This is a genomic window from Nonomuraea sp. NPDC049421, from assembly GCF_040677005.1.
In the GTDB taxonomy this organism is placed as follows: Bacteria; Actinomycetota; Actinomycetes; order Streptosporangiales; family Streptosporangiaceae; genus Nonomuraea; species Nonomuraea salmonea.
This window is the reverse complement of the sequence record NZ_JBFAQA010000004.1, coordinates 89,094-107,887: the sequence shown is the minus strand read 5'-3', so window position 1 is coordinate 107,887 and position 18,794 is coordinate 89,094. Positions and strand designations below refer to the sequence as shown.

At 70.5% G+C, this 18,794-nt stretch carries 21 protein-coding genes; 8 read left to right on the top strand and 13 right to left on the bottom strand.

What is annotated here, in order from left to right; genetic code table 11:
- Positions 1-6: 6 nt before the first annotated feature.
- Positions 7-1,218, top strand: a complete 1,212-nt coding sequence (locus tag AB0K18_RS08700; RefSeq protein ID WP_364911885.1) for an NAD(P)/FAD-dependent oxidoreductase — start codon at positions 7-9, stop codon at positions 1,216-1,218.
- A gap of 189 nt (positions 1,219-1,407) precedes the next feature.
- Here the strand turns inward: AB0K18_RS08700 and AB0K18_RS08695 are convergent, their stop codons facing one another.
- Positions 1,408-2,430 (bottom strand): tyrosine-type recombinase/integrase, encoded by a 1,023-nt coding sequence (locus AB0K18_RS08695; protein WP_364911882.1) that lies wholly within the window; start codon positions 2,428-2,430, stop codon positions 1,408-1,410.
- A 154-nt stretch (positions 2,431-2,584) separates the two neighbouring features.
- The gene (locus tag AB0K18_RS08690; RefSeq protein WP_364911879.1) at positions 2,585-3,265 is read right to left on the bottom strand and encodes an SDR family NAD(P)-dependent oxidoreductase; all 681 of its coding nucleotides are present in this window, start codon (positions 3,263-3,265) and stop codon (positions 2,585-2,587) included.
- Between the two features lie 196 nt (positions 3,266-3,461).
- On the opposite strand from AB0K18_RS08690, the gene AB0K18_RS08685 reads away from it, so the two are divergent.
- Positions 3,462-3,905, top strand: a complete 444-nt coding sequence (locus AB0K18_RS08685) for a helix-turn-helix domain-containing protein (RefSeq protein ID WP_364911876.1) — start codon at positions 3,462-3,464, stop codon at positions 3,903-3,905.
- Between the two features lie 98 nt (positions 3,906-4,003).
- On the opposite strand, the gene AB0K18_RS08680 is transcribed toward AB0K18_RS08685, so the two are convergent.
- Together AB0K18_RS08680 and AB0K18_RS08675 are read right to left on the bottom strand one after the other, a co-directional pair.
- The gene (locus AB0K18_RS08680) at positions 4,004-5,515 is read right to left on the bottom strand and encodes a UDP-N-acetylglucosamine 1-carboxyvinyltransferase (protein WP_364912731.1); all 1,512 of its coding nucleotides are present in this window, start codon (positions 5,513-5,515) and stop codon (positions 4,004-4,006) included.
- A 34-nt stretch (positions 5,516-5,549) separates the two neighbouring features.
- The gene (locus tag AB0K18_RS08675; RefSeq protein WP_364911873.1) at positions 5,550-7,253 is read right to left on the bottom strand and encodes an enoyl-CoA hydratase-related protein; all 1,704 of its coding nucleotides are present in this window, start codon (positions 7,251-7,253) and stop codon (positions 5,550-5,552) included.
- A 536-nt stretch (positions 7,254-7,789) separates the two neighbouring features.
- On the opposite strand from AB0K18_RS08675, the gene AB0K18_RS08670 reads away from it, so the two are divergent.
- A complete protein-coding gene (locus AB0K18_RS08670; protein WP_364911870.1) occupies positions 7,790-8,173 on the top strand; it encodes a hypothetical protein in 384 nt (127 codons plus the stop codon).
- Positions 8,174-8,293: 120 nt separating this feature from the next.
- Here the strand turns inward: AB0K18_RS08670 and AB0K18_RS08665 are convergent, their stop codons facing one another.
- Positions 8,294-8,515: a hypothetical protein gene (locus AB0K18_RS08665; RefSeq protein ID WP_364911867.1), complete on the bottom strand. Its 222-nt coding sequence runs from the start codon at positions 8,513-8,515 to the stop codon at positions 8,294-8,296.
- Between the two features lie 108 nt (positions 8,516-8,623).
- On the opposite strand from AB0K18_RS08665, the gene AB0K18_RS08660 reads away from it, so the two are divergent.
- Positions 8,624-9,472: a family 16 glycosylhydrolase gene (locus AB0K18_RS08660; RefSeq protein WP_364911865.1), complete on the top strand. Its 849-nt coding sequence runs from the start codon at positions 8,624-8,626 to the stop codon at positions 9,470-9,472.
- A 320-nt stretch (positions 9,473-9,792) separates the two neighbouring features.
- Here AB0K18_RS08660 and AB0K18_RS08655 read toward each other — a convergent pair whose 3' ends face one another.
- The 5 genes from AB0K18_RS08655 to sigJ form a co-directional block, all read right to left on the bottom strand.
- On the bottom strand, positions 9,793-10,047 hold the full coding sequence (locus AB0K18_RS08655; protein ID WP_364911862.1) for a hypothetical protein: 255 nt from the start codon (positions 10,045-10,047) through the stop codon (positions 9,793-9,795).
- 110 nt (positions 10,048-10,157) lie between these two features.
- Positions 10,158-10,334 carry a hypothetical protein gene (locus AB0K18_RS08650; protein WP_364911859.1) on the bottom strand — a complete coding sequence of 59 codons (177 nt, stop codon included), beginning with the start codon at positions 10,332-10,334 and terminating at the stop codon, positions 10,158-10,160.
- 1,120 nt (positions 10,335-11,454) lie between these two features.
- Entirely contained in the window at positions 11,455-11,829 is a 375-nt protein-coding gene (locus AB0K18_RS08645) for a nuclear transport factor 2 family protein (RefSeq protein ID WP_364372973.1), read from the bottom strand.
- A 9-nt stretch (positions 11,830-11,838) separates the two neighbouring features.
- Positions 11,839-12,132, bottom strand: a complete 294-nt coding sequence (locus AB0K18_RS08640; protein ID WP_345407249.1) for a DUF952 domain-containing protein — start codon at positions 12,130-12,132, stop codon at positions 11,839-11,841.
- Between the two features lie 56 nt (positions 12,133-12,188).
- A complete protein-coding gene (gene sigJ / locus AB0K18_RS08635; protein ID WP_364911855.1) occupies positions 12,189-13,064 on the bottom strand; it encodes an RNA polymerase sigma factor SigJ in 876 nt (291 codons plus the stop codon).
- A 146-nt stretch (positions 13,065-13,210) separates the two neighbouring features.
- Here sigJ and AB0K18_RS08630 point away from each other — a divergent pair, with 146 nt between their 5' ends.
- Entirely contained in the window at positions 13,211-13,600 is a 390-nt protein-coding gene (locus AB0K18_RS08630; RefSeq protein ID WP_345407243.1) for a hypothetical protein, read from the top strand.
- Positions 13,597-14,541, top strand: coding sequence for an NAD(P)-dependent oxidoreductase (locus tag AB0K18_RS08625; RefSeq protein ID WP_364911851.1), 945 nt, complete (start codon positions 13,597-13,599; stop codon positions 14,539-14,541). The genes AB0K18_RS08630 and AB0K18_RS08625 overlap by 4 nt, the downstream gene beginning before the upstream one ends.
- A 339-nt stretch (positions 14,542-14,880) precedes the next feature.
- Here the strand turns inward: AB0K18_RS08625 and AB0K18_RS08620 are convergent, their stop codons facing one another.
- The gene (locus AB0K18_RS08620; protein WP_364911848.1) at positions 14,881-15,438 is read right to left on the bottom strand and encodes a TetR family transcriptional regulator; all 558 of its coding nucleotides are present in this window, start codon (positions 15,436-15,438) and stop codon (positions 14,881-14,883) included.
- Positions 15,435-15,758, bottom strand: a complete 324-nt coding sequence (locus AB0K18_RS08615; protein WP_345407234.1) for a multidrug efflux SMR transporter — start codon at positions 15,756-15,758, stop codon at positions 15,435-15,437. Before AB0K18_RS08615 ends, AB0K18_RS08620 begins: the two co-directional genes overlap by 4 nt.
- 118 nt (positions 15,759-15,876) lie before the next feature.
- Between AB0K18_RS08615 and AB0K18_RS08610 the strand changes: the two genes are divergently transcribed.
- Complete coding sequence (locus tag AB0K18_RS08610) at positions 15,877-16,836, top strand: radical SAM protein (protein ID WP_364911845.1); 960 nt, start codon at positions 15,877-15,879, stop codon at positions 16,834-16,836.
- Between the two features lie 298 nt (positions 16,837-17,134).
- The gene (locus AB0K18_RS08605; RefSeq protein ID WP_364911842.1) at positions 17,135-17,257 is read left to right on the top strand and encodes a hypothetical protein; all 123 of its coding nucleotides are present in this window, start codon (positions 17,135-17,137) and stop codon (positions 17,255-17,257) included.
- 129 nt (positions 17,258-17,386) lie between these two features.
- On the opposite strand, the gene AB0K18_RS08600 is transcribed toward AB0K18_RS08605, so the two are convergent.
- Entirely contained in the window at positions 17,387-18,781 is a 1,395-nt protein-coding gene (locus AB0K18_RS08600) for an ABC transporter substrate-binding protein (RefSeq protein ID WP_364911840.1), read from the bottom strand.
- Between the last annotated feature and the right edge of the window lie 13 nt (positions 18,782-18,794).

Sequence of the window (18,794 nt, the reverse complement as noted above, 5' to 3'; positions counted from 1 at the left end):
ATCGACATGAGACACCGTATAGCAGTGGTGGGCGCCGGTCTCGGCGGACTCACCCTCGCCCGCGTCCTGCACCGCCACGGCCACCCCGTCACCGTCCTGGAACGCGACGCCGCCCCCGACGCCCGCCCCCCGGGCGGCACCCTCGACCTGCACGAGAACCTCGGCCAGCGCGCCATCGCCCAAGCCGGGCTGACCACCGGGTTCGAACGGCTCGCCCGCCCCGAAGGCCAGGCCATGCGCATCCTCGGCACCGACGGCACCGTCCTGCGCGACTGGCGGCCCCGCCCCGGCGAGCGCGCCAACCCCGAGATCGACCGCGGCCAGCTCCGCGACCTCCTGCTCGGCCCCCTGGACGTCCAATGGGGCACGAACGTCACCGAGGTGGTGCCGGGCGCCCCCGGCGGCGTCCTGGTGCGCTGCGCCGACGGGCGCGCCCGCACGTACGACCTGGTCGTCGGCGCCGACGGCGCCTGGTCCCGCGTCCGAGGCGCCCTGTCACCCGCCACCCCCCGCTACACCGGCGTCACCCTGCTCGAAACCTCCCTCGACGACGTCGACACCGCCCACCCCGACCTCGCCCGCCTCATCGGCGACGGCGCCCTGGCCGTCTACGGCGTCAACCGCGCCGTCGTCGCCCAGCGCAACAGCGGCGGCCACGTCAAGGTGTACGCCCAGTTCCGCGCCCCCCTCGACTGGCACACCGACCCCGCCCGCCACCTCGGCCTCACCGGACGGCCCGCCCTCGACCTCACAGCCCTCGACCCCGCCGCCCTCAACGCCGCCGGCCCCGACGCCGTCAGGCCGCTGCTGGAAGCCCTGTTCGACGGCTGGGCCGCCCCCGTGCTCGACCTGCTGCGCCGCGGCACCACCTTCGCCCACCGCCCCATGCACGTCCTGCCGGTCGGCCACACCTGGGACCACGTGCCCGGCGTGACGCTCCTGGGCGACGCCGCCCACCTGATGCCGCCCCTCGGCGTGGGCGCCAACCTCGCCATGATCGAAGGCGCCGAACTCGCCGAAGCCCTGAACGATGCCCTGAACGATGCCTGCGACGGGGAGGCGGACGAGGAGGTGGACACGGCCGTGCGCGCGTTCGAGGAGCGCATGCGGGCCCGCGCCGCCACGTTCGCCGAGATGACGGCCGCCGGCCTGGACCGCCTGGTCGGCCCCGACCCCGCCACGGCCATCACCCTCTTCGACGACCTCCAGCCCGCCTGACCCACATCAGCGGTCAGCTCCGCCACCTCGCACAGGATCTCCACATGGCCGAACAACCTGAGCGCCTGTTGGCGCGTCTGCGGCATCGGCGTTCAGGTCGCCTGCTCACCGACCACATCACTGGCGGAACCGGCGTCGCCTTACCACCCCAGCCTCCGCCAGAGGGCAGCCGCGTCTCACGGAGGATGGTCAGGATTCGGGGCGGTCGCGCAGCAGGGGGTGGGCGCGCATCGCGACCTCCAGCTCGCCGGGCAGGTCGTCGCGGTAGCGGCCCAGCGTGGACAGGTCGCCGTGGCCCAACACCCGCCGCACCGCGTCCATGTCCACCGCGTCCGCCAGCAGATGGGTGGCCGTGGTGTGGCGCAGCCCGTGCGGGGTGACCGAGCGGCGCTGGTCGGCCGGCACCCGCGCCTGCACCCGGTCGATCACCGCCTGCACGTCGCCGCGCGCCAGCCGCCGCCCCCGCCACGACAGCAGCAGCGCCTTGTCGGCCCCCGCCGGCCGGCCCCGCTCCAGGTAGGTCTGCAGCACGGCCGCCACGTCGTCGGGCAGCGGCACGTCACGCGTACGGCCGCCCTTGCCGAAGATCCGCCAGTAACGCACCCCGTCGTTGGTGTAGAAGTCCTCCACGTTCGCGCGTACGAGCTCCGACACCCGCGGCCCCACCGTCGCCAGCAGCAGCACGATCACCGCGTCGCGCAGCTCCGTACGCTGGTCACGGCGCCTGCCCTGCTCCGGAGCCGTCTCCGGCAGCGCACGCGCGGCCCCGATCAGACCTTGCGCCTGCTCGCGGGTCAGCGCCCGCCGCTGCGGCGGCAGCCCGCCCCGCTCCCTGGCCGTCACGCTGGAGCGCGTCATCGGGTTGATCTGCACCCACCCCGCCAGCGCCGCGTGCTTGAACAGCGCCGAGATCGACCGGCGGAAACGCGCCTGCGACGACGGGGACTGCCCCGCCCCCTTCTCCCGCGCCACCCCCTTACGTCCGTCCGGGCGGCGCGCGAAGGCCAGCAGGAGCGCATCGACGTCCTCGCCCGTCAGGTCGTCGAGCACCACGTCGGCGCCGGCCAGCTCCACCAGCGTGGCCACGTCTCGGGCATAGACCTCTGCCGTGGACGGTGACAGCGCCCCCGTCAGTGTCCTGGCGCGCACCAGCTCCACGTAACGGTCCGCCGCCTCCGCCACCGTCAACCGGTCGAGCTCCGCAGGCCGCACCGGCCACCCCTTTCCGCACGTCACGACTCGAAGATCCACACACGACGGTAGCGGGCGGCACCGACAAACGACACCGGCGACCAGCACCGCCCTCTGAGCGACGGTGGCGCCGGAGGCGGCCCGGACACGGCGGCCCGCCTCCGGCGGGGGCCGGTCAGGCGCCGAAGACCGCCTCGGCGCGGTCACGCCGCTCATGCAGCTCCCAGTACAAGGGCGCGATCTGCTCGGGCGTCGCCGTCGCAGCGCCCTCCGGGCCGTGGTCGCCGATCCACACGTTGATCACCACGTGGGCGGCGTGCACGCCGCCGCCGTCCAGCTCCTTGTTCAGGTTGAGCACCCAGTTGCGCAGAGCCGCCCCGGCCGCGTTGACGTTGCCGAACATCGGCACCGGGTCGATCGAGCCGCCGCCGGTCGTGAACAGCAAGGTCCCTGCGCCGGCCGCGCGCATCGCGGGCAGGACCGCTCTCGCGGCCGTGACGGCGCCGTAGAACTGGTACTCGATCATCGGCTGCAGAGTGCCGACCGTGACCTCGGAGGGAAGGGCCGGGGTGAGGCCGGGCACCGGGGCGTGCGGGGCCGGTGAGTACTCCAGGACGTCGATCCCGTCGAAACGGTCCCTGGCCGCGTCCAGGGCGGCGGTCAGGGAGTCACGGTCGAGGACGTCCGCGGGGAACGCCTCCGCCGTGACGCCTTCCCGGCCGAGCCGGCCGGCCAGGGCCGCCAGCTTCTCCTTGGTACGGGCGATCAGCGCGACGTCGAATCCGCGGCGGCCGAAGGCGCGGGCGATGGCCAGCCCCATGCCGGGGCCGGCGCCGACGATGGCGAGAGTGGGCACAGTCAGACCTTTTCCATGTCGAGTCCGCCGGAGCGGCGGGCGAGGCGAGCAGGAGGACGGACCAGGTCCGGGCGGCGGTGCCCCGAAACCGCCCTGACCTCCAATTCCTCCCTTTTGTGCGTAACGCCAGTATGAGCCAGTATGGAAGGCGCTACAAAAGGCACACCGATGTGCGCGACGGAGAGGAACGGGCGCCATGCACGACAGCCCAGCCACCGACGGCCAAGGCATCGACGGCCAAGGCATCGACGGCCAAGGCATCGAGATGGCGGCCGCGGCCGGGCCGTGCGCGGGCATCCCCGCCGAGCACATGGACTTCGTCCGCCAGGTGCTCGACAGAGTGGGCGACAAATGGAGCATGCTGATCATCGCCGTCCTGGAGGGCGGCCCGATGCGCTACACCGACCTGCAGCGCCACATCCCCGGCATCTCCCAGCGCATGCTCACCCACACCCTGCGCCAGCTCACCCAGGACGGCCTCATCACCCGCACCGCCTACGCCGAGGTGCCGCCACGCGTCGAGTACGCGCTCACCCCGCTCGCCGCCGGCCTGCACGAGATCGTCAGGCAGCTCATCGGCTGGGCGGCCGGCCACCACGACGAGATCCGCGCCAACCGCACCCGCGCCACGCGGCGATGACAACGGCGCGGCCCCCGGACAGCAAGATCCGGGGGCCGCGCCGCTCAAAGGACAGGCTCAGACAAGGGCAGGCAAGGGCAGGCAAGGCCAGGCAAGGGTCAGATGTCGCGGAAGGTCTCGATCCGCGCGCCCAGCGCGTTCAGCCGCTCGGCCAGATCCTCATACCCCCGATTGATCACGTACACGTTGCGCAGCACCGACGTGCCCTCGGCCGCCATCATCGCCAGCAGCACCACCACCGCCGGCCTGAGCGCCGGCGGGCACATCATCTCCGCGCTGCGCCACCGCGTCGGCCCCTCCACCAGCACCCGGTGGGGGTCCAGCAGCTTCACCGACGCGCCCAGCCGGGTCAGCTCCGTCAGGTAGATCGCACGGTTGTCGTACACCCAGTCGTGGATCAGCGTCGACCCCTGCGCCGAGGCCGCGATCGCCGCGAAGAACGGCACGTTGTCGATGTTCAGGCCCGGGAACGGCATCGGGTGGATCTTGTCGATGGGGGAGACCAGCTTCGACGGCCGCACCGTCAGGTCCACCAGCCGCGTACGGCCGTTCGCCGCCGCGTACTCACCGCCCCTGTCGTGATCGAGCCCCATCTCCTCCAGCACCGCGAGCTCGATCTCCAGGAACTCCACCGGCACCCGGCAGATCGTCAGCTCCGACGACGTCACCACCGCCGCCGCCAGCAGGCTCATCGCCTCCACCGGATCCTCGGACGGGGAGTAGTCGACGTCCCGCTCGATGTGCGGCACCCCGTGCACCGTCAGCGTCGTCGTGCCGATGCCCTCCACCCGCACGCCCAGCTGCTCCAGGAAGAAGCACAGGTCCTGCACCATGTAGTTGGACGAGGCGTTGCGGATCACCGTCACCCCGTCGTGGCGGGCGGCGGCCAGCAGCGCGTTCTCCGTCACCGTGTCGCCCCGCTCGGTCAGCACGATCGGCCGCGACGGCGCCACCCCGCGATCCACCCGCGCATGGTAGAAACCACCCGTCGCGGTGATGTCGAGCCCGAAGTGCCGCAACGCCGACATGTGCGGCTGCACCGTACGCGTGCCCAGGTCACAGCCGCCCGCGTACGGGATCTGGAACTGCTCCGTGCGGTGCATCAGCGGACCCAGGAACATGATCACGCTCCGGGTACGGCGCGCCGCCTCGGTGTCCATCGCCTCCAGCTCCAGCCGGGACGGCGGCACGATCTCCAGGTCGCTGCCCTCGTTGATCCAGCGCGCCCGCACCCCGATCGAGGCCAGCACCTCCAGGATGCGGTACACCTCCTCGATCCGCGCCACCTTGCGCAGGATCGTCCGGCCGGAGTTGAGCAGCGACGCGCACAGCAGCGCCACGCACGCGTTCTTCGACGTCTTGACGTCGATGCTGCCCGACAACCGGCGGCCGCCCACCACCCGCAGATGCATCGGCCCGGCATAGCCGAGCGAGACGATCTCACTGTCGAGCGCCTCGCCGATCCGGGCGATCATCTCAAGACTGATGTTCTGGTTTCCGCGCTCGATCCGGTTCACCGCGCTCTGGCTCGTCGCCAGCGCATCCGCCAGCTGCAGCTGCGTCCAACCGCGATGCTGGCGAGCGTCCCGGATCAGCCGGCCGATCCGCACAAGGTAATCATCTGCCACAACAGGGAACCATATCTCACATATGAGATGTAGTTGCGCCCGAGGGTGCCGACGCGCCGGACAACTCCCGAAGACGCGCCAGATGCTCCGGCGTCGCCTCCGCCTTCACCTTGTGCACGAACGCCTGCCGCGCCTGCCGGAACCCGTTCTGATCGTCGAACATGTCCCGGCTCATCTCCGCCAGCTCCTCGGCCCGATAGGCGTCCAGCGGCTTACGCCGCTCATCGGCCTCCCGCGCATGCCGCCTGCCCGCCAGGAACCGGTCATAACCCGGATCGGCCGCCAGCCGCTCGGCGTACTCCAGCACCCGCCGCTCGAAGTCCAGCCGCGAACCCGCCAGCGCCTTGTCGGCCAGCCCGAACTCCACCGCCTCCGCCGCGCCGATCGGCAACGCCTCCTGCGTCAGAGCCCGCGCCCGCTCCGCACCCACCCGGCGCGTCAGCGAATACGTCCAGTACTCGCTGCCGAACAGCCCCATCGTGCGGTAATGCGGGTTCAGCACCACCGAGTCACGCACGATCACCCGATCGGCGCCCAGCCCCATCATCACCCCGCCCGCACCGGCGTTGCCCCCGATCGAGGTCACCACCAGCTGGCTCGTGCAGCCCACGATCTCCCGGCACACCGCGTTGATGGCGTTGATGTTCATCCACGCCTCCTGCTCCGGCTGCCGCGCCGCCTCGATCACGTTCAGGTGGATGCCGTTGGAGAACACCTCACCGCCGCGCACCACCAGCACCCGCGTGTCCTGCGCGACCGCGTACCGCAGCGCCGAGGCCAGCCGCCGGCACTGATCGGTCGACATCGCGCCGTTGTAGAAGTCGAAACTCACCACACCCACGCCCTCGCTGCGGTCGTAGGTGATCTCGCTGTAGCCCGGCCGCTGCGGCGCCTCGGCCACCAGGTCGCCCAGCGCCAGCGTCGCCGGCAGCTTGATGCCGCCCTCCCGCTCGACCTTCACATGACCCACCCAAAGCGTGCCGTCACCGGTGTGCACCAGCACCGCGCCCTCCCGGCGCCCCGCCACCTGACCGGGCGTCCCCGCCAGCTCAGGACCCCGGTAGACGTCGAACACCCGCACCGGCAGGTCGCACAGAACCGCCCGCCCGCCGGGCGCGCCGTCGGCCGCGCGCACCCGCCGCAGGATGTCCTCGGTCGGCTCGCTCCAGGAGAACTCCCGGTCGGCGTGCCGCATCGCCCGCCGCAACCGGCCCCGCACCTCCGGCGAGCGGTAGTCCAGCGGCACCGGCACGAACGCCGGATCGGCCGCCTTGGCCGCCACCTCCGCCACCAGCTCGACCGCCGCGTCCGACACCGGCCCGTTGTACAGCGCCGACTTGCGCGGCGGCTCGGCCGGCATCGGGAACGTCCGGTACCCCCAGATGGGGCCGGCGTCCATCTCCTCCACCGCCTGCAGCGCGGTGACGCCCCACTCGGGCTCGGCGTCGGCGATCGCCCAGTCCAGCGAGGACGGGCCCCGGTCCCCGGGCGGCCCCGGGTGGATGATCACCGTACGGTGGGTGCGCCACAACGCGTCCGGCACCCGCTCCTTCAGGAACGGGCAGATGATCAGATCGGGCTTGTGCAGCTCGGCCGCCTCCGTCATCTGCTCCTGCGAGATGGCCAGCTCGACACCGACGTCATGCCCGGAACGGCGCAACTCGAGCCAGGCGCGCTGGGTCAGGCCGTTGAAGGAGGAACAGAGCAGCAAGATACGCAACGCGGGAACTTCTTTCCGAACAGGGAGCAGCGGTCACCAGGGGAGGGGCTACCAGGCGGACGGCGGATCGCCGCACGCGTCACGACCCTTTACGGCAGTCCCATATGACCCATACATGCACATGATGCTGACATGAAATCTCCACTGCTGGTGACCAATCACGGCAAAAAGCCACGTCCTCGGCCCCAGATTGACCCGCTTTGCCCCGTAAGATCCCGCCAGGTCACCGCCCCCACCCCCACGAAGAAGGGGCGCCCGAGCGGGGGAGTAGCCCGAGCGCCCCCGGCGATGACAGCCCGCCCATGCGAGACACATCACCACACCCCCAGCATCCCGCCCCACCACCCCACCCCAGGTCACGCCCAGGACAGAATCCACTGCCGGCCCCTTGACACAACCCCGCCCCACCACGATCCAAACCCGCCCGCCCACCCCGACTTCCCGCACCCCCAAAACCCCTTGAACCGACCTTCACCCCCACGACACCCACCCACCCGCCGTCACCCCGCATCCTGACCAGAGAAGGGGGACACACCATGCACACCACCCTCACCACCCTGACCGCCGCCCTCGCTCTCACCACCGCCCTCACCACGGCTCTCACCACCGCCTGCACCACCACACCGACCCACGACACCGCCGCCCACCCACCACCAGCAGCCGCCCGGACCACCGACTGCGGACGAACCCCCACCGGCCTCCACATCACCGCCGACCTCCCCACCCAACCCGCCACCGCCTGCACCACCGCCCGCCACGTCGCCGACGCCTACCACCGCAACCGCCCCACCCCAGGCGACGACCTCCCCAACTTCACCGTCAACGTCGACGGCACCACCTGGGAATGCCGCCAACTCGACCACCCCCGCCCCCACGGCCGCTGCCAACACCCCGCGGGCGGCGACGTCACCCTCACCTGACCGCCCAAGGACACCCACTCCAACGGCCGCTCCGGGATACCGCCCCCACTTCCGCATGGCCGGCGACCGCCCCGCCGTCCCCGGGCAGGCGCGGGGGAGCAGCCCACCACAGCCAGGCGATCAGGCGATACCACCCACCGGCTTGCCGTTGTGCAGACCCCCGACACACACCAGCCGCGTCGGACTCGACGAACTCGGCATGATGATCCCGGCCCCGATCACACAATCGGCGATCGTGACCGTCCCCGCCCGGAGCACCTCAGCGGAAGCGGCCGACGCGACGCCCACCGGCAGCACGGCACCGAACACGAGCACAGCGGCGACGACACAGACACGAGACATGATCCCGTCCAATCACTATGAGTCATGACAAGTGACTCATAGCTACCGCACCCACCACACCCCGAAACCCTCTACCGTACGACTCACAACGATCAAGAAAGGAGCCACATGCCCGACCACACCCTCAACCGCCGCACCCTCCTCACCCTCGCCACCGCAACAGCCGCCGGCCTCTCAGGACTCGCCACCCCCGCCCGCGCCACCGCCCCCACCTGGGAGAACATCGTCGAAAAAACGTCATTCGACGACCAGGACGGCTTCACCGACAGCTGGCAACACGGCTACCCCTGGGGCCAATACCACAACGGCGCCGCCAAAATGCTCCCCAGCAAGACCACCCTCTCCGGCGGCGTCCTCACCCTCACCGCCGCCCGCCTCACCACCAGCACCGAGAACAGCCCCTCGAACCCCAACGCCCCCATCTGGTACCACTCCGGCGCCGTCCACGCCACCACCCCCATCCTCATCAACGACCAATTCCCCGAGTACGACATCGAAGGCGAATTCCGCACCCAGACCGGCCAAGGCATCTGGCCCGCCTTCTGGACCACCGGCATCTACCCCGACTGGCCCCCCGAGAGCGACATCCTCGAATACGTCGGCGACTCCACCAACCTCTTCAACACCTGGACCAAAGCCGCCGGCGAGAACGACCCCGCAGAACGCACCCCACTACCCGTCACCGACCCCGGCGCCTGGCACCGCTACCGCCTCTGGATGGAGAAGGACGGCGACGACGTCCTGCTCGACTACTACTTCGACGGCCAATGGCAGGCCACCCACCGCGGCGTGGGCTGGGCCGGCATCCCGCAGTACCTCATCATCAACCTGCAGATGGGCTCCTGGGCCTCCGGCGTCGAACCCGGCGACCCCGAATGGCACCAGCAGCCCGGCCCCACCGGCGACACCACCTTCCAAGCCCGAAATGTCTGGTTCGGTCGCACTCGTAACTGGTGACCGTCCGTGACCTCAAGCGAGGGGAACTCCCGGCCACGAGCCTGGCGGGGTAGGGGAGCGCCCCTGTAGTCCGGCCTGGACGCGACCTGCCCGCGCTCCAGCTTCGCCTCCGGCGTGCGGGCACCGCCTTCACGACGGCTTCTCCCAGGGGATCCGCTCGCCGCGTCCGTGTCGAGTGCCGCAACGAGACGTCATCGCGTGTCCCGCCATACGACGTTAAATCGGCATGAACGGGATGAAAAGCGCTATACCCGACAGAACCCACATTCTGTCTGGTATCGGAATCGAGGGTGAGGGCGGCCGGAAGCGGGGGCCCGGGGTCATAAACGGTTGACGAAGCGTGCGGCGGCGCGCTGGCTCATGCCGGTTTCGCCGCGTACGAGGAAGACGGCTTCCTGGATCTGGCCGACCGCCTTCAGCTCTCGTGCTTGATCGACGAGGTCGATGCTGATCGTCGGCCGGTTGCGCGGGTTCCTGGTGAGCCGGACGGCGAAGATGATCAGCCAGATGGCGGCGGCGGTGACCACTGCGGTGATCGCGACGAGGCTCGGTGTGGTGATGGCGAGGGCGGGCATGTGCAGGCGTCTGCCCGGGCGTGCGGGCTTTATTCGCCGCGGCTGCTCGTTGCTTGATAATGAACATTATGTCAAGTAGACCGTTTCTGGGGCCTCTCCGGCAGGGGCTGTCAGAAGAACGTCACCGTACGCTCGCTCACCCGGCGCCGGTGCACCCACCACAGCAGCGCCTGCGCGGCCAGCAGCAGCGGGACGATGGGCGGCGCCACCACGGCCGGCCGCTCGAGCGCGCCGGGGTCCGCGACGTCCTGCGGCGGTGAGCCGGTGATGAGTCCCCCGGCGGTCAATGGCAGGGACGCGGCGGTGGCCGGCGTGGCGGCGAACGTCAGCCCGTCCCGTCCCCTCCTGAGCGCGAACCACGCCGCGGCGTGGCGAGGGTGAGGGTGTCCATTCAGGGGCGGCGGCGGAAGATGGTGTATTCGGTGAGGAGTCCGAGTGGTGCTCCTCCCCCGAAGGCGATGAGTTCGTCGATGCCGAGCCGGTGGGGCGGTCGGTGAAGAGGGTGACGGCGGCGATGATGAGCCGGCCGGTGAGTATGGCGGCCCAGGCGGTGGTGGTGGTTCTGGGGTGGGTGGGCCATTGCTTGAGGATCACATGGAATTCGGGGTTTTGTGAGGTGGCGCACATTTGCGATGTTTGTGTGCGTAATGCGGGTGGTTATTGTGCGGTTGTGCGCAGTGGAAGTCAGGAAATAGCGGGGTTTTGCCGTTTTGTCGCAGGTGGGGCGGGTGCGCGGAGCGTGATGGGTGCTGGTGGGTGGGGTGGGTGCCTCTCCCCTGCCCTTGTGATGGGTGTGCCGGGTGTGAAGATTTTTTAGCTGTGTCGGGGTGCGTGCGCAGGGTGATATCGGGGGTGGTGAGCGGGGGTTTCGGTGGCCTGGGCGGGCCGGCGGGGGCATTGACGGCGGAATTGACTTTGTGTTGATTGGGTGTCGCCCTCGGGGGGTGGCGTTTTAGGGTGGAGCTCCTGCTATTCGCGCCGCGAGAGGAGCAGCACGTGGGGACTGAGTCGGTGTTATGCCCGGTGTGCCGGGGGGTTCTGCCCGCTTCGGGGAAGGATGCGTACACGACGTTGCGCGGTCGGCTGATCGTGACCAACGGGTACTGCGCGGGTGGTTGTGCGGAGCGGCAGGCGGCCGAGCAGGAGCAGCGGCTTGCGCAGCAGCGGGCGCTTCCTGAGCTTCAGGGGCAGCCACAGCACCCGGCGCAGCAGCAGGCACAGCAGCAGGCACAGCAGCAGGCACAGCCGACTCGGCCTCAGCCTCGGGTGCAGGCGCAGCCTCGGCGGGAGCCCTCCCCCGCGCCGGTGCCTGCTGGGCCGGTTCCTGCAGCGCCGGTTCCTGCAGCGCCGGTTCCTGCTGGGCGGGTGCCGTTGCGGGTGGTGCGCTGACTGGTCGACGGCCGGCGGTCAGGTGTGGCCGTCGGTGGTGTGCCAGTAGTCGCGGGTGCGGATGGCGAGCCCGTCGGGGGTGAACCGGGCGAAGACGCAGCCTGCGAGGGTGACGGGGCGGCCGTCCTCGTGGGCGTGGACGCGGAACTCGATGGCGGCCTGGTCTCCGTCGACGATCGGGGTGGCGAAGGTGACGTGGGGGTCGGTCTCGCCGCTGAAGGACCAGGTGATGTAGTCGGCGATGGCCTTCTTTCCGCGGTGGGGCGGGCGGAAGGGCATGCTGAGGTGTTCGGCGTCGTCGTGGTAGAGGGCGATGATGGCGCCGGTGTCGTGGTGGGTCCAGCCGTGCTGCCAGGTGTCGGCGAAGCGCTGGGCGGCGGTCCTGGTGTCCATGGCGGGTCTTCAGGGCGTGTAGGGGCGGGCGGCGGTGACGGCGGTCAGCGGCAGGGGCCCGTACAGGTGGGGGTAGCCGTTCTCGACGCGGACGTCGAGGCCGGTGGGGTCGATGTCGAGGACGAGCAGCGGCTCGGTGACGTCGGCGTAGAAGGTGTCGTGGACGGTGCGCAGCTGGGCGAGGTCGCGGCTGCAGTGGATGAAGCCTTCGTCGTCGAGGGTGCGGCCGAGGGTGGAGATGCGGTACTCCCCCGCGTTCTGGGCGTGCTGCCAGTCGGCGTGCAGGGCGAGGTGGTGGATCACGGACCTCATTATGGGGTGCCGGTAAGGGAGGTCGCGCACGCCGGGGACGGCAGCGATTACACGTAGTTGGTGGCCGGCGACAGGTGGGTGAGTTTCCCAGGGTTGACGATGCCGTAGATGTGCCGCGCCCTGCCGGTAACGGCGTCCAGGTCCAACACCAGCACCGCGAGCAGCTCATCCTCAGCCGTCAGCAGCGCGGTGGGCTGGCTGTCGTGGAGCCAGCGGGCGCGCAGGTGACCATAGCGGGGGCCGAGCTTTGCGAGTAGGCGTGCCACCTTGGCTGCCCCGTTCACCGGGCGCAGGGCGGCCGGCACCGCGCCGCCGCCGTCGGTCCACAGGGTGACGTCGGGGGCGAGGACATCCATCAGATCTCCGAGGTGGCCGCCGAGCGTGGCGGCCAGAAAACGCTCGGCGGCCTGGCGCGCAAGGTCGGGGTCTGCGGGGAAGCGCGGCCGCCGCGCCTGGACGTGCTCGCGGGCGCGGTGGATCAGCTGGCGGGCCGCCGCGGGAGAGCGCTCCAGGAGGCGGGCGATCTCGGCGTGCTCGTAGCCGAATCCCTCTCGCAGCACGAAGGCCGCCCGTTCCAGCGGAGAGAGGGTCTCCAGCACCACCAGCAGGCCGAAGGTCAGCTCTTCTGCCTGGATGGCGGCCTCGGCGGGGTCGGCTGCGGTGAGCAGGGGCTCCGGTAGCCAGGGCCCCACGTAGTCCTCCCGAGCGGCGCGCAGACGGCGCGAGCGTGCCAGCGCTTGCCGTACGGCGATGCGCACCAGGTATGCCTTGGGGTGCTCGATCTGGTCGGCCTCCACGGTGTCCCAGGCCAGCCAGGTTTCCTGCACCACGTCCTCGGCGTCGTGCACGCTGCCCAGCATCTCGTAGGCGAGGGTGAACAGCAGGTTTCTGTGCTGGTTGAAGGTGGTGTCCGCGGCGGCCATCTGTCTCCTTAAACGCCATGTCCTGCCCATATAAGAGGATTCGCGGCCCAGATGTGACATGTGCCCTGGATCACATGGCGTCCATGTCACGCTCCGGGGCGCGCCACGCCTCTCATGAGCAGAGGCAAGGAAAGGAACCATGACAGATGTCCAAGGACGGACTGGTCAAGGCCGTGGTGGTGCTGGCGGCGCTGACCATGCTGAGCACCGGATGCTGGGCCCGGCTGGATCCAGCCGGCTTCGCCCGCTTCGCCAATTGGCCCAATCACGTGCACTTCCTGCACGACGCGGGCGTGTTTCAGATCGGGATCGGGTTGATGATGCTGTGCGCCCTGCGCTGGCGCGACGTCCTGGCCGTGGTCTTGGCCGGTTTCGTGTTCACCAACACCTTCCACGCCGTCAATCACGCTCTCGACCTGCCGCTGGGCGGCAACGCCTCCGACCCATGGATTTTGCTGGCGGTCTCCGCGGCGGCGCTGGCGGCCTGGATCGCACGGATCCGGCAGCTGCGCGGCCAGGCGGAGGCGGGATCATGAGGGTCCTGCTGGCCGGCGCGACCGGCGCACTCGGCTCCGCCCTGATCCCCATGCTGCTGGCCGAGGGACATCACGTGCTCGGCCTGACCAGGTCCGCGGCCGGCGCGGCTCAGCTGGCCGCGCTGGGCGCGCAGCCGGTGCGAGCCGACATCATGAACATCGAGGAGTTGCTGACCGCTCTGGAGGGCCGGCGGGCCGACGCGGTGATCCACCAGGCGACAGCCATCACCGGCGTGCCGTTCCTGCACCGACATCTGTACGCCACCGACGCACTGCGCGAGCGGGGCACCGCCCATTTGCTGCGTGCCGCGGCCGAACTCGGTGCCCGCCGTTTCCTCACCCAGTCGTTCTTCCTCGGATACGGCTATTGCGATCACGGCGAGCGGTTGCTGGAGGAGGACCACCCCTTCGCCGTTCGCACCGGCCACAAAGGCTTCGACCGGCACATGATCTCCCTGCGCAGCAACGAGGACCAGGTCCTCGGCACGCCGGGCATCGACGGCGTCGCCCTGCGTTATGGCATGTTCTACGGTCCGGAGCCCGCCACCCGGCGGCTGATCCACCTCGCCCGGCGACGCCGGCTGCCCGCCCCGAGCCCCAGCGGTACCGTCTCGCTGATCCACATCCACGACGCCGCCTCGGCCACCCTCGCCGCACTGCACCGTGGCCGCCCCGGCCAGCCGTACAACATCGTGGATGATCAGCCGGTGACCTTCGAGGCCTACTTCCGCGCCGTCGCGCAAGCTGCGGGGGCGCCTCCTCCCCGGCGGGTGCCAGGCCGGCTCCTCGCCGCCCTGCCGTACGTGCGCAGCCTGATGGTCACCACCCACATCCGCTTGTCCAACCGGCGCGCCATCGGCGAGCTGGGCTGGACGCCCCGCTACCCCTCCTGCCGCGACGGTCTGGCCGCTCTGGCCGCAAGGACGGCCAGTGCCCACTGAGCCCAGCGGAGGTGGACCCGTTCGAGCTCCAGGACGCGCAGCAGGACCAGTCGTTACCGTGATGATGGCGACGACCGGAATCGCGCTGGAGCTGGCGCTGGCCCGGCGAGGGGGCCGTCGGCTGCCGGCCATGCCGGTGATCTTCTCTTCCTGGGTGGGTGCGGGCCTCCTGGTGTGGCCTCCGGGCTGGGACTGGCCTGGTCCTGCTGGGCGCTGGGCGGAACGCTGGGCCTCGACCGGGCCCATCACGACCACCCGGCCTTCGGGGCTTCGGGCTCCGCAGGTTCAAGTGGTCGTTGCTCCCGCAGCAACGCTCGTTCAGGGCCTATGGGACGTTTCTTACCGGCACCCCATCATGGCGTGCTCGATGGCGAGGGTGAGCAGGGTGCGGGCTTCGTCGAGGGGGCGGCGTTCGACGAGGTGCTCGAGCCAGAGGGTGGAGACGGTGGTGTAGAGCAGGCGCAGGCGGGGGTCGTCGGGCGGCAGGCGGAGGGTGTCGGCGAGGATGCGCAGGCAGCCGTCGCTCCAGCGGCGGGCGATGGCCTGCAGGGCGGGGTCGCGGCCGGCGTGGACGTAGAGCTCCCACAGGGCGAGCTGGCGGGTGTGGTCGGCGGCGGCGACCTGGTCGAGGAGGTGGTGGGGGCCGTGGCGGGTGATCCAGGCGCGGGTGGTGGCGAGTTCGTGGTCGACGAGCTGGGCGAAGGCTTCGGCGATGAGCTGGTCGCGTGAGGCGAAGTAGTAGGTGGTGGCGGCCAGGGGCAGGCGGGCGTGGTGGGCGACGGCGCGGTGGGTGACGGCGGCGAATCCGCCGTGGGTGAGCAGGTGGACGGCGGCGTCGAGGAGGGTGGCGCGGCGGCGTCTGCTGCGGTCTTGGGCGGGGCTGCGGTGTGGGGTCAATGGCCACCTGCGAGGTTGAGGACGACGACGCCGGCGATGATGAGGAGGATACCGCCGATCTTTAGGGCGGTGAGGGTCTCGCCCATGAAGGCGGCGCCGATGAGGGCGATGGCGGCGGTGCCGGCGCCGGACCAGACGGCGTAGGCGGTGCCCATGTCGAGGTGGAGTTTGAGTACGCGGGCGAGCAGGGCGAAGGAGGTGAGGTAGCCGGCGGCGACGACGATGCTCCAGCCGAGGTGGGTCAGGCCGTTGGAGAGTTTGAGTGCGCTGGTGGCGAGGACTTCTGAGGCGATGGCGAGGGCGAGCAGGAGCCAGGCCATGGGGGTCTCCCGGAGCGAAGTGGTACGGGCGTACCGAATTTTAGGGCTCTTCTCCCCCGGGCTCGCGTTGGCGGGAACTGCTTGAAAACGCTGTCGAAAACGTGTTCCACTGGGTGGCGTGGGTTGGGACGTGCTGGCGTTGGTCGATGACGAGGCTGCCGATGATCGGCCGCTGATCGAGCGGCGTGCGGTGGTGCGTGGCGGTTTCTATGAGATGCAGGCCCGTACGGTGATCGAGCGGGTGCCGCCGGCGGCGGGCATCGTCCAGGAGTGGGCCGTCTCCCCTTATCGCGGGTGTGCTCATGCGTGCCGGGGGTGTGGGGCGCGGGCGGGGCATCGGCGGCTGGGGCTGGGGGCGGGGGCCGATTTCGACGAGCGGATCGTGGTGCGGCCGAACGTGGTGGAGCGGTTGCGGGCGGAGCTTGGGCGGTGGGACGGCCAGGAGCTGGCGGTGGGGGTGGGTGGTGACTGCTATCAGGCGGCGGAGGAGACGTACCGGCTGATGCCGGGGGTGATCGGGGCGCTGGCGGCGTCGGGGACGCCGTTCACGGTCTACACCAAGAGCGCGCTGGTGCTGCGGGATGCGCCGTTGCTGGCGCGGGCGGGTGCGCGGGTGGCGGTGTCGATCGCGTTCGTGGACGAGCGGATCCGCCGGGCGGTCGAGCCGGGCGCGCCGTCGGCGCAGGCGCGGCTGGAGCTGGTGTCGGCGCTGGTGGAGGCGGGGGTGGAGTGCCGGGTGCTGATGGCGCCCGTGCTGCCGCTGCTGAGTGACGCGGCCGATCAGCTGGGGGCGACGGTGCGGCGGATCGCGGCGACGGGGGCGCGGGTGGTGGAGCCGGTGGTGCTGCGGCTGCCGGCGGGGACGCGGGAGTGGTATCTGGAGTGGCTGGGGCGGGCGCATCCGGCGCTGGTGGAGCGGTATGAGGAGCTGTACGACCGGGCGGGGTCGCCGTCGGAGGGTTACGAGCGGCGCATCACGGGGCAGATCGCGCAGCTGTGCCGGGCGTACGGGATGGAATGCGGCGCTCCCGCGCCGGTGCGTCGTGAGCCGAGGGCGGCTCAGCTGGCGCTGGTGTAGGGGCGCTGGTGAGAGGCGTGTCATGAGCTTCGGACGAGCGGGCTGCCCGGCGGCACCTCTCATGTGATCGTGTGCGGAATCCCTTTCCCGAACCATTCAGCAAGCCGGGCGTCAGGCTGGCCCGGTGTGGAAGAGAAGATCGTCTGAGGCGGCATGACACGGCGGCTGCGACCGGGCTGCGACCGAGGATCTGGCATCGTTGACGGCATGACAGCTCAGCCTCGGCGCCGACGACTACCTGCCCAAGCCGTTCGCGTCCGCCGAGCTGGTCGCCCGCTCCTTTCTGGATCAGGCACTCATGCGGTGGCGGGCGGCGCTGCCGCTCCCGTCCGGCTCCCCCGCCGGCGGCGGTGACGCCTCGCCCGATCCTGAGCTGTTCACGCTGCTGGCCGCCCGCCGCGGCTGGGGCGACTCCACCTGAAAGCCCCGCCTGAAAGCCCCACCGGCGTCTTCTCCCCGTATGAGCGCGGCCGCGCTCCCCGGACGATCGCCGGGGAGCGCGGCCGTGGTCCGCGGGCCGGGACGGCGGCGCGCCCTCAAGGGCGCGCCGTTACTGGCCGACGTTGGCGTTGTACTTCTGGATGGCCTGCTGCAGCCCGTCGGCCGCCGCCTGCATCGCCTGCTGGGCCGAGGTCTTCGGCTCCTGGCCGGCGCCCGCCGGGACGGCCTGCTCCAGGCCGACCTCGGCCGCCTTCCTGGCCTCCGGCATGATGCCGAGCAGGCAGCCGGAGGTGGCCGGCGACGGCTGCTGGGCGCGCAGCTGGGTGACCGCGACCTGGAAGTTGGGGTCGTCGTTGGACTTGGCCTGCGGGTTGACCGGCACGTACCCGGTCGCGGCGTGCCACTTGGCCTGCTGCTCAGGGGTGTTGGAGAACTTCACGAACTCCCAGGCGGCGCGCTTCTCGGCGTCGCTGTGGCCGACGGCGTCGATCCACAGGGACGCGCCGCCGATGATGGTGCCGCCGGTGGAGGAGGCCGACGGCTTGGGGAACGGCGCGGTCTTCAGCTCGAACTTGCCCTCGGCGGCCTGGGTGTAGCCGCCGAGGGCGGAGGTCGACTCCAGGTGCAGGGCGACGGTGCCGGTCTTGAAGGCGTTCTGCGCCTGGTCGGTGGGGCGGCCGGTGTTGGTGGCGTAGCCCTCCTTGACCAGGGTGCCCAGCCATTCGGCGAACTTGGGGCCGGCGCCGGCGCCGAAGTTGACCTTGGTGGCCAGGCCGTTTCTGCCGTTGCCGTTGTCGCAGTACTCGGCGTTGTCCTGGGCGGTCAGCTGCTCGACGAACCAGCCGTACAGGGCGGCGTTGAAGCCGTACTGCTTGACCGTGCCGCCCTCCTTGACGGTGAGCTTCTCGGCCCATTCGCCGATCTCGTCCAGCGTCGCCGGGGGCTTGTCGGGGTCGAGGCCAGCCTTGCGTACGGCGTCGGCGTTCATGTAGAGCAGCGGCGCGGAGGAGTTGAACGGCATCGACCAGAGCTTGCCCTTGATCGTGTAGTAGCTGGCGATGTTGGGCTCGATGTTGGCGTTCTGGTCGAACTTGTCGGCCTCGATGAACTTGTACATCGGCACGACCTGCTGGGCGTCGTACATGAAGCGGGAGCCGATGTCGTAGATCTGCACCAGCGGCGGGGTGGCCTCCTGCTGGACGGCCTGCTTGTAGGCGACGATCATCTGGTCGTAGTCGCCCTTGAAGACCGGTTTGACGGTGATGTTGGGGTTGGCCTTCTTGAAGTCGTCCACCATGGCCTTGATGGCGAGCTCGTTCTTCTCCTTCATGGAGTGCCAGAACTCGATCTCGACGGGCTCGGTGATCGCGTCGGGGCCGGGGGCGGTGGCGGCCTCACCGCCCTCGCCTGAGCCGCCGTCGCTGCCGCAGCCCGCCAGGGTGAGCGACAGCGCGGCCGCGACGGCCAGTGCGCCGCGCAGGTGCCGGGTTCGGGGTGATGCCATGGGGGGAACTCCG

Excerpts from the sequence above, each read along its gene's own strand:
- sigJ (WP_364911855.1), bottom strand. The coding sequence starts at position 13,064 with ATGGCCGCCGCGGACACCACCTTCAACCAGCACAGAAACCTGCTGTTC.
- AB0K18_RS08625 (WP_364911851.1), top strand. The coding sequence starts at position 13,597 with ATGAGGGTCCTGCTGGCCGGCGCGACCGGCGCACTCGGCTCCGCCCTG.
- AB0K18_RS08630 (WP_345407243.1), top strand. The coding sequence starts at position 13,211 with ATGTCCAAGGACGGACTGGTCAAGGCCGTGGTGGTGCTGGCGGCGCTG.
- AB0K18_RS08655 (WP_364911862.1), bottom strand. The coding sequence starts at position 10,047 with ATGCCCGCCCTCGCCATCACCACACCGAGCCTCGTCGCGATCACCGCA.
- AB0K18_RS08605 (WP_364911842.1), top strand. The coding sequence starts at position 17,135 with ATGCGGTGGCGGGCGGCGCTGCCGCTCCCGTCCGGCTCCCCCGCCGGC.
- AB0K18_RS08645 (WP_364372973.1), bottom strand. The coding sequence starts at position 11,829 with ATGGACACCAGGACCGCCGCCCAGCGCTTCGCCGACACCTGGCAGCAC.
- AB0K18_RS08700 (WP_364911885.1), top strand. The coding sequence starts at position 7 with ATGAGACACCGTATAGCAGTGGTGGGCGCCGGTCTCGGCGGACTCACC.
- AB0K18_RS08685 (WP_364911876.1), top strand. The coding sequence starts at position 3,462 with ATGCACGACAGCCCAGCCACCGACGGCCAAGGCATCGACGGCCAAGGC.
- AB0K18_RS08670 (WP_364911870.1), top strand. The coding sequence starts at position 7,790 with ATGCACACCACCCTCACCACCCTGACCGCCGCCCTCGCTCTCACCACC.
- AB0K18_RS08665 (WP_364911867.1), bottom strand. The coding sequence starts at position 8,515 with ATGTCTCGTGTCTGTGTCGTCGCCGCTGTGCTCGTGTTCGGTGCCGTG.
- AB0K18_RS08600 (WP_364911840.1), bottom strand. The coding sequence starts at position 18,781 with ATGGCATCACCCCGAACCCGGCACCTGCGCGGCGCACTGGCCGTCGCG.
- AB0K18_RS08660 (WP_364911865.1), top strand. The coding sequence starts at position 8,624 with ATGCCCGACCACACCCTCAACCGCCGCACCCTCCTCACCCTCGCCACC.
- AB0K18_RS08615 (WP_345407234.1), bottom strand. The coding sequence starts at position 15,758 with ATGGCCTGGCTCCTGCTCGCCCTCGCCATCGCCTCAGAAGTCCTCGCC.